Genomic DNA, 8,353 nt, shown 5'->3' with positions numbered 1-8,353 from the left:
GCCTTCACCGATACGGTTGAAGATCAGCTTGTCCTGATCCGGCACTTCGAGGCCGCCCGGCTCGTCCGGCGGGACCTTGGCCGGAGCGGGGTCGGCCCGCACCAGGGGCACGCTGGCGGCATCGGTCGGCGCCGGCCCGTCGCCGCCGGTAAACAGCGACAGCACCAGATACAGAAGGGCGCCACCGGCCAGGCCCATCAGCACCAGCCGGCCGATCTTCAGCCCGCCGCCATCATCCGAGGTCGAAGGCGGCACCAGCCGTTCCGCCGAGGGCGCGGGGCGATAGGGCCCCTGGCCGTAGGGGTCGGGCGAATAGGGATCCTGAGGCTGATTGCCAGGCATCAACGCATCTCCTCGACCGGGGTCACGCCGAGAATACCAAGGCCGGAGGCGATCACGTCGCACACCGCCTGCAGCAGGGCGAGCCGCGCCAGGGTCAGCGCGGGGTCATCCTTGTGAATGAAACGCAGCGACGGATCGTCCTTGCCCTTGTTCCACAGGCCATGGAAGCCGGCGGCGAGATCATAGAGCGCGAAGGCGACGCGATGCGGCTCATGCGCCTCGGCCGCCGCTTCGAGCTGGCGGGGGAAAGCGGCCATGAGCTTGACCAGGGCGAGTTCGTCGACGGTCGCGATCCGCTCGAGCGACGCGTCGGCCAGCGAGGCCCGGCCGGTGTCGAGGCCGGGGATTTCGACGGCGGCGTTGCGCAGCACCGAACGGGCGCGGGCATGGGCGTACTGGACGTAGAAGACCGGATTGTCCTTGGACTGCTCGGTCACCTTGTCGAAATCGAAATCGATCGGGGCGTCGTTCTTCCGCGTCAGCATCATGAAGCGGACGACATCCTTGCCCACCTCGTCGACGACATCGCGCAAGGTGACGAAACTGCCCGAGCGCTTGGACATCTTCACCGGTTCGCCGCCCCGGGTCAGCTTGACGAGCTGGCAGATCTTCACGTCGAGTTCGGCTTCCCCGCCCGAGATCGCCTTGACCGCCGCGCGCATCCGCTTGATGTAGCCGCCGTGGTCGGCGCCCCAGACGTCGATCTGGCGCCTGAAGCCCCGGCGGTACTTGTCGAGGTGATAGGCGATGTCGGCGGCGAAATAGGTCCAGGCGCCATTCGATTTCTTCAGGGCGCGGTCGGTGTCGTCGCCGAATTCGCTGGCCTTGAACAGGGTCTGGGGCCGCGGTTCCCAATCGTCCGGCTGCTTGCCCTTGGGGGCTTCGAGCACGCCTTCATAGATCAGGCCCTTGTCGACCAGGACCTGCAACGCCTCGTCGATCCGGCCAGACGTATGCAGGCTGTATTCCGAGAAGAAGACATCCTGCTTGATGTTCAGGGCTTCCAGGTCCTCGCGCACCATGACCATCATGGCGGCGATGGCGAAGTCCTTCACCGGCTTCAGCCAGATCTCTTCCGGCTGGTTCAGGAAGCGGTCGCCGAATTTTTCCTTGAGACCCTCGCCCACGGGCACGAGGTAATCGCCGGGGTAGAGCCCCTCGGGGATCTCGCCGATATCCTCGCCATGGGCTTCGCGATAGCGCAGATGGGCGGAGCGGGCCAGCGTGTCGACCTGGCCGCCGGCATCGTTGATGTAATATTCGCGGGTGACGGCATAGCCGATCTTCTCGAGGAGCGCGGCCAGCGCATCGCCGAACACCGCGCCCCGGCAATGGCCGACATGCAGCGGCCCGGTCGGATTGGCCGAGACATATTCGACATTGACCTTCTGCCCCTGCCCCTTGTCCGACGCGCCGAACGTGGAGCCGGCGGCGAGGATGGCGGCGAGCTGGTCGCGCCAGAAACCGTCCGACAGGCGCAGGTTGACGAAACCGGGACCGGCGACGCTGGCCTCGACCACGGCGGGATGGCCGCGCATCGCCTCGGCGATCTGCTGGCCCAGCACCTGCGGCTTGAGCCCCAGCACCTTCGACAGGGCGAGTGCGGCGTTGGTCGCGACATCGCCGTGCGCGGGGTCGCGGGTCGGCTCGATCACCACGCCTCCCAGGGTCTCGGGCAGGGCGGGAATGGTGCCGGCGGCGGCAAGGGCGGAAAGCCTGCCCTTGAGGTCGTCGGCGAGCTGGTCGAAGAAATGGGTCATGTCATTACGCTGATGTCGAAGAGCCGCGCATGTTCCTCGATCGCGAAGCGATCGGTCATGCCGGCGATGAAGTCGGCCACAAGTCGGGCGGTGCGGGGCGTGCCCGGCCCCTCCGCCCGCCGCGCCCAGTCGCCGGGCAGGCACTGGGGTTCGGCGAGCAGCAGCTCGAACAGGTCCCGGACGCATCGCCTCGCCTTGGAGGTCATGCGGTTCACCCGGTCGTGGCGATACATACGGCTCCAGAGGAAAGCCTTCAATGCCCGATCCTCGTCGACCATCTTTTCCGAGAAGGCGACGACCGGGCGGTGATGGTGCCTTATATCCTCGACCGAGGCGGGATTCAGCGCCTCGAGGCGCGCCTTCGTCTCGGTCAGCACGTCGTTGATCATGCGGCCGATCAGGGCGCGCACGGTTTCATGGGCCGTCCGCTCGCGGCCGATGCCGGGATATTTCGCCTCGATCCCGCGCAGAACCTCGCCGACCAGCGGCAGGTCGCGGATATCCTCGAGGCGGAACAGGCCGGCGCGCAGGCCATCGTCGAGATCGTGATTGTTATAGGCGATGTCGTCGGCGAGGGCGGCGACCTGCGCCTCCGGCCCGGCATGGGTCGAAAGCTCCAGGTCCTGCTCGGCCATGTATTCGATGATAGCGACCGGCAGCGGCGCATCCTTCAAGGGGCGCCCGTCGGCATGAACCAGCGGCCCATTGTGCTTCACGACGCCTTCCAGCGCCTCCCAGGTCAGGTTCAAGCCGTCGAATTCCGCGAATCGCTTTTCCAGCTTGGTCAGGATGCGCAGGGTCTGGGCATTGTGATCGAAGCCGCCGAAGGGCTGCATGCAGCGGTCGAGCGCGTCTTCGCCGGCATGGCCGAAGCAGGTATGGCCAAGGTCGTGGGCAAGGGCCAGCGCCTCCCCCAGATCCTCGTCGAGACGCAGCACCCGGCAGATGGAACGGGCGATCTGCGCCACTTCCAGGCTGTGGGTCAGGCGCGTGCGGTAATGATCGCCTTCCTGATAGACGAAGACCTGGGTCTTGTATTGCAACCGGCGGAAGGCGCCCGAATGGATGATCCGATCCCGATCGCGCTGAAAGGGGCTGCGGGTCGGGCTGTCGGGTTCCGGGGTGCGGCGGCCGCGACTGCGGCGCGGGTCGCTCGCATAGGGGGCGCGGGCGTCGGTCATGGCCGCAACCTACAGGTCCGTCCGTTGCGCATCAAGAAAGGCTGCACCGCGCCGGGGGCAAATTGACTTGTTCCACCATGCTCCTATGTTTGAGGGCAAGATCGTCCCCTTCGGTCAGGAGTTCAGCCATGTCCGCGACCCATGCCGCCAGCGGCGCCGATGCCGCCCCCCCTGCCCCGCCCGTCGCGGAGCGCAGCGTCGGCCTGACCGACAGCGCGGCCGCGCGTATCGCCTTCCTGCTGCGCGAGGAGAATCAGCCGGACCAGTTCCTGCGCATCGCCGTCACCGGCGGCGGCTGTTCGGGCTTCCAGTATAATTTCGATTTCGACCGGGAGACGCAGGACGACGACCTTCTGATCGAAAAGAATGGCGCCATCGTGCGCATCGACGGCGTGTCGCTCGACCTTCTGGCCGGCTCGGTCATCGATTTCGTCGAGGATCTGATGGGCGCCTCCTTCCAGGTGAAGAATCCCAATGCCACCTCGTCCTGCGGCTGCGGCTCGTCCTTCGCCGTCTGATCGTCGATGAGGATCGCCAGTTTCAACGTTAATTCGGTCAAGGCGAGGATGGCCAATCTGGTCGACTGGCTGCGCGAGGCCGGACCCGATGTCGTCTGTCTTCAGGAGCTGAAGACGATCGAGATGCCGACCGAGGAGGTCGAGGACGCGGGTTACAACGTCCGCTTCGTCGGCCAGAAGACCTATAACGGCGTCGCGATCCTGGCCAGGGAGTCGATCGAGGTCGAGGTAAGCCGCCTCCCCGGCGAGGAGGAGGACGAGCAGGCCCGCTACCTTCAGGCGCTGATCGGCGGCAAGCTCCGCGTCGCCTCGATCTACCTGCCGAACGGCAATCCGATCGACACCGAGAAATTTCCCTACAAGCTGCGCTGGATGGCACGGCTGCGCGATCAGGCCGCCAGCCTTCTTACGCTCGAGGAGCCGCTGGTGCTGGCGGGGGATTACAATGTCTGCCCGACCGATGGCGACTGCTACGATCCCGCCGCCTTCCGCGACGACGCCCTGTGCCAGCCGGAAAGCCGCGCCGCCTTCCGCCGCTTGCTGAACCTCGGCCTGACCGATGCGCTGATGGCGATCGATCCCGGTCCCCGGCGCTATACCTATTGGGATTATCAGGGCCGGGCGCTCGAGCGGAACAATGGCCTGCGCATCGATCACCTGCTGCTCTCACCCCAGGCGGCCGACCATCTGATCGACGCAGGGGTCGACAAGGCCCCGCGCGAGAAGGAAAGGCCGTCCGACCATACCCCGGTCTGGTGCGAGCTGGACCTCTGACATGAGCGGCGACGCCCCCGCCCGCCCGGTCACCGCCGAGGATCCGCTGACCGGCTCCTGCCTGTGTGGGGCGGTGCGCTACCGGATCACGGCGCCGCCGACCTCCGTCAGCCATTGCCATTGCACCCTGTGCCGCAAGGCCGCGGGCGCCGCCTTCGTCACCTGGGCGACGGTGCCCCGCGTCGCCTTCACGCTGGAGGGAAGGGTGACGGAATATGCCTGGTCGCCCCGTTCGCGCCGGCAGTTCTGCGCCCGCTGCGGCAGCCAGCTCACCTTCCGCTTCGTCGAACTGTCGGACGAGATCGATTTCACCTGCGCGACCCTCGACGATCCATCGCAAATCTCGCCCGAATACCACACCTGGGTCTCCAAACAACTGCCCTGGATCGTGCTGGGTGACGACAAGATCCCCCATTATGCCGAATGGGGAGTCGATACGGTGCCCGACGGCGTGTAGCGAACGCCCGGCGCCCACATCTGGCGCCTTTCCTTCCCCAAATACGTCAGATATACTGACATATATCCCGAAGCATCTTGCGCATTCCCGGCGAGAGGGCAGGATGCGGGGACCCCTTGGCGAAGATCGCGACTCCCATGAACAGCCAGCAACAAGCCCGCCCCAATCCCCTGTTCCTGCGTGACGAGGAGATCCGGCAGGGTATCGAGCTTCTGTTTTTCGCCTATCGCGATTTCACCTCGGACGCCGACGCGATCCTGTCCCGCCACGGCATGGGACGGGCGCACCACCGCGTCGTCCACTTCGTTCACCGGCGCCCGGGCATGACCGTCAACGAATTGCTGGGCATCCTGCGCATCACCAAGCAGAGCCTGTCCCGCGTGCTGTCCCAGCTGATCGAGGAAGGCCTCGTCGTGCAGACCCAAGGCACCCGCGACCGCCGCCAGCGCCTGCTGTCCCTGACCGACAAGGGCATCGAGCTGGAGCGGCAATTGTCCGGCCTCCAGCGCGCAAGGGTCACCAAGGCCTACCGCGAGGCCGGGGCGGAAGCGGTCGCCGGCTTCCGCAAGGTGCTGATCGGCCTCGTCGACGAAGCCGACCGCGAAACCGTCCTCGCCTCGGTCGACAAGGACTGACGCCATGAGCGACATCGCCCCGGCCCATCTTCTCGTCGTCGACGACGATGCCCGCCTGCGCGCCCTGCTCGCGAAATATCTGACCGATCAGGGCTTCCGCGTCTCGACAGCGGGCGATGCCGAGGAAGCGAGCCGGCAGGTCGAGGCCATCGCCTTCGATCTGGTCATTCTCGACGTCATGATGCCCGGCGAAGACGGCATATCCCTGACCCGGCGCCTGCGCGAGGACGCGGATCTGCCCGTTCTTCTGCTGACCGCGCGGGGCCAGCCGGACGACCGCATCGCCGGCCTCGAGGCCGGGGCGGACGATTATCTGCCCAAACCCTTCGAGCCCCGCGAACTCGTGCTGCGCATTCAGGCGATCCTGCGCCGTCATGCGCCGCCGCCGCCGACCCCCGGCTCGTCCGAGGTGATCAATCTCGGCGCCTGGCGCCTCGACCTCAATCGCGGCCAGTTGCAGCGGGGCAGCGAGACCGTGCGCCTGACCTCGGGCGAATTGAAGCTGATCCGCCTTCTCGCCGAGAAGCCGGGCCAGCCGATCAGCCGCGAGGAACTGGCCATCGCCACCGGCCAGACCCAGGAGCGGACGATCGACGTGCAGGTGACGCGCCTGCGCCGCAAGATCGAGGATGATCCCAAGGCGCCGAACCATCTGCAGACCGTGCGCGGCAAGGGTTACGTGCTGTGGCTGAACTGACCCGGCCGATCGATCCCCTGGACCGTCTGGGCCGGTACATCCGCCAGATCCTGCCCAAGAACCTGTTCGCCCGGGCGTTGATCATCATCGTCGCGCCCGTGCTGCTGTCGCAGTCGATCCTGTCGTTCATCTTCATCGACCGCCATTGGGAACTGGTGACCCGGCGTTTCTGCAACGCCGTCGCGGGCGATATTTCCTATGTCATCGCCGAGCTGGACATCGGGCCGGGCGCGAACAACGAGCGGATCGTCGTTCGCGCCCGCCAATCGATGCAACTTGCCGTGTCCTATCAGTCCGGGGCGGAACTGCCGCCGCCGGTCGAGGTGCGCTACCCCATCCTGGAGCGGGTGTTGCGCACCGAGCTGACCCGGGTCGTCGGCCTGCCGGTGATCATCGACGCCGCTTCCGACGCCGACGACATCCATCTCGCCTTCGATCTCGGCGAGGGGGTGTTGCAGGTCTCGCTGCCCCTGAAGCGCATCACCACCTCGACCAACGAATTGCTGTTCTTCTGGATGGTCGGCCTGTCCGTCCTGCTGCTGACCGTCGCCGTCCTGTTCCTGCGCAACCAGATCCGTCCCATCGTCCGCCTGACCGAGGCGGCGGAAGCCTTCGGCAAGGGACAGCCCATCGGTGACTTCAAGCCGTCCGGCGCGCGGGAGGTCCGGCGGGCCGCCGCCGCCTTCATCGCCATGCGCCAGCGGATCGAGCGCCACCTGCGCCAGCGCACGGAAATGCTGGCCGGCATCAGCCACGACCTGCGCACCCCCCTCACCCGCATGAAACTGCGCCTCGCCATGATGGGCGGGGGCGAGGACGCGGAGGAACTCACCAGCGATGTCGTGGATCTGGAACGGATGATCGAGGAATTCCTCGCCTTCGCCCGGGGCCAGGAAGGCGAACAGCCGGCGGAAGTCGATGTCGCCGCCCTGATCGGCGAGGCGGTCACCGCCGCCAATGCCGGCCACCGCCGCGCCCCCGTCGAGATGCCGGTGCTGGAGACGCTGACGGTCATGGTCCGACGTCAGGCCCTGAAACGCTGCCTGACCAATCTGATCGACAACGCCCAGCGCCACGCCGGCCATGTCCGCGTTTCCATGGGATCGAGCGACCGCTGGATCGAGATCATCGTCGATGACGATGGCCCGGGCATTCCCGAGACGAGGCGCGAAGATGCCTTCCGGCCCTTCGTCCGCCTCGACGCCGCGCGCAGCCCGACCGATGCCGGCGTTGGCCTCGGCCTTGCCATCGCCCGCGATGTCGCCCGCAGCCATGGCGGCGACATTTTCCTGGAAACCGCCCCCATGGGCGGTCTTCGCGCCCGCATCCGGCTGCCGGCATGATCGCGATGCGGCCCGTCCTTCTCCTGCTGCTGCTGTCCGCAGGATTGCCGGCACGGGCGCAATCCGAGGGCTGGCAGGTGGCCTGCACCACGACCTCGGCCATCCTTGACGGCAAGGTGGTGCCGGGCGGTGCCTGCGCCGCGTCCGCGCGGCCAGCCGAAGGCGCCGCCATCAAATTCTGGACCGAAGTTCGAAGCGCGGACGGCCTTGCCCTGCGCGGCCCCTCGGTCACCTTCGACATGGCGGTGCCGAAAGACCGTCTCGCCGCTCTCACGGCGCGTTTCGCCGGCAATGCCGCCGTCCTCGCCGCCGGCGCGTCCTATCAGTTGAGCCTTGCTTCCGGTGCCCGGATCGAGGGGCGCTGCACCCGGCTGGTGATCCCACCGCAGCGAACCGCCACCCCATCGGAGGGGCCAAAGCCCCTCGCCTTCGATCGCATGGGTTGCCAGATCGACGATGCGGACGGCAGCCTTCGGCAGCGGCTGACCACCGATCGCAGCGCCGCCATCGCCATGACCATCGGCGGTGTCCGCCTCGCGGCTTCCATGGCCTTGCCCGAGGGTGGCGACGAGGCATTCCGGGCGGCCCTTGCCCGCCTCGCGGGCGAAGCCCCTTCGGCGCCGGCCGTGACCGCCCCCGATACGGC

The 8,353-nt window shown here is 67.1% G+C and carries 9 protein-coding genes and 1 pseudogene; 7 read left to right on the top strand and 3 right to left on the bottom strand.

The window, feature by feature from the left end; translation table 11 throughout:
- The 3 genes and pseudogenes from WAZ62_RS02205 to WAZ62_RS02195 all read right to left on the bottom strand — a co-directional run.
- Positions 1–342, bottom strand: a pseudogene (locus WAZ62_RS02205) (hypothetical protein); the annotation flags it as partial.
- Entirely contained in the window at positions 342–2,102 is a 1,761-nt protein-coding gene (argS, locus tag WAZ62_RS02200) for an arginine--tRNA ligase (RefSeq protein ID WP_422641898.1), read from the bottom strand. The pseudogene WAZ62_RS02205 and the gene argS, both read right to left, overlap by 1 nt.
- Entirely contained in the window at positions 2,099–3,283 is a 1,185-nt protein-coding gene (locus WAZ62_RS02195; protein ID WP_422641897.1) for a deoxyguanosinetriphosphate triphosphohydrolase, read from the bottom strand. Before WAZ62_RS02195 ends, argS begins: the two co-directional genes overlap by 4 nt.
- A 128-nt stretch (positions 3,284–3,411) precedes the next feature.
- Between WAZ62_RS02195 and erpA the strand changes: the two genes are divergently transcribed.
- The 7 genes from erpA to WAZ62_RS02160 form a co-directional block, all read left to right on the top strand.
- Entirely contained in the window at positions 3,412–3,801 is a 390-nt protein-coding gene (gene erpA, locus WAZ62_RS02190) for an iron-sulfur cluster insertion protein ErpA (RefSeq protein WP_422641896.1), read from the top strand.
- 6 nt (positions 3,802–3,807) lie between these two features.
- The gene (gene xth, locus WAZ62_RS02185) at positions 3,808–4,575 is read left to right on the top strand and encodes an exodeoxyribonuclease III (protein ID WP_422641895.1); all 768 of its coding nucleotides are present in this window, start codon (positions 3,808–3,810) and stop codon (positions 4,573–4,575) included.
- Position 4,576: 1 nt separating this feature from the next.
- Positions 4,577–5,032: a GFA family protein gene (locus WAZ62_RS02180; protein ID WP_422641894.1), complete on the top strand. Its 456-nt coding sequence runs from the start codon at positions 4,577–4,579 to the stop codon at positions 5,030–5,032.
- 137 nt (positions 5,033–5,169) lie between these two features.
- Positions 5,170–5,667, top strand: a complete 498-nt coding sequence (locus tag WAZ62_RS02175) for a MarR family winged helix-turn-helix transcriptional regulator (RefSeq protein WP_422641899.1) — start codon at positions 5,170–5,172, stop codon at positions 5,665–5,667.
- A 4-nt stretch (positions 5,668–5,671) separates the two neighbouring features.
- Complete coding sequence (locus WAZ62_RS02170) at positions 5,672–6,364, top strand: response regulator (protein ID WP_422641893.1); 693 nt, start codon at positions 5,672–5,674, stop codon at positions 6,362–6,364.
- Positions 6,352–7,707, top strand: a complete 1,356-nt coding sequence (locus WAZ62_RS02165) for an ATP-binding protein (RefSeq protein WP_422641892.1) — start codon at positions 6,352–6,354, stop codon at positions 7,705–7,707. Before WAZ62_RS02170 ends, WAZ62_RS02165 begins: the two co-directional genes overlap by 13 nt.
- Positions 7,704–8,353, top strand: a 650-nt coding sequence (locus WAZ62_RS02160) for a hypothetical protein (protein ID WP_422641891.1), incomplete at its 3' end; no start/stop codon positions are given. The genes WAZ62_RS02165 and WAZ62_RS02160, both read left to right, overlap by 4 nt.

Source organism: Zavarzinia sp. (assembly GCF_049306435.1).
GTDB lineage: Bacteria > Pseudomonadota > Alphaproteobacteria > Zavarziniales > Zavarziniaceae > Zavarzinia.
This window is presented reverse-complemented; position numbering and strand designations above follow the sequence as displayed.

Excerpts from the sequence above, each read along its gene's own strand:
- argS (WP_422641898.1), bottom strand. The coding sequence starts at position 2,102 with ATGACCCATTTCTTCGACCAGCTCGCCGACGACCTCAAGGGCAGGCTT.
- WAZ62_RS02195 (WP_422641897.1), bottom strand. The coding sequence starts at position 3,283 with ATGACCGACGCCCGCGCCCCCTATGCGAGCGACCCGCGCCGCAGTCGC.
- erpA (WP_422641896.1), top strand. The coding sequence starts at position 3,412 with ATGTCCGCGACCCATGCCGCCAGCGGCGCCGATGCCGCCCCCCCTGCC.
- xth (WP_422641895.1), top strand. The coding sequence starts at position 3,808 with ATGAGGATCGCCAGTTTCAACGTTAATTCGGTCAAGGCGAGGATGGCC.
- WAZ62_RS02180 (WP_422641894.1), top strand. The coding sequence starts at position 4,577 with ATGAGCGGCGACGCCCCCGCCCGCCCGGTCACCGCCGAGGATCCGCTG.
- WAZ62_RS02175 (WP_422641899.1), top strand. The coding sequence starts at position 5,170 with ATGAACAGCCAGCAACAAGCCCGCCCCAATCCCCTGTTCCTGCGTGAC.
- WAZ62_RS02170 (WP_422641893.1), top strand. The coding sequence starts at position 5,672 with ATGAGCGACATCGCCCCGGCCCATCTTCTCGTCGTCGACGACGATGCC.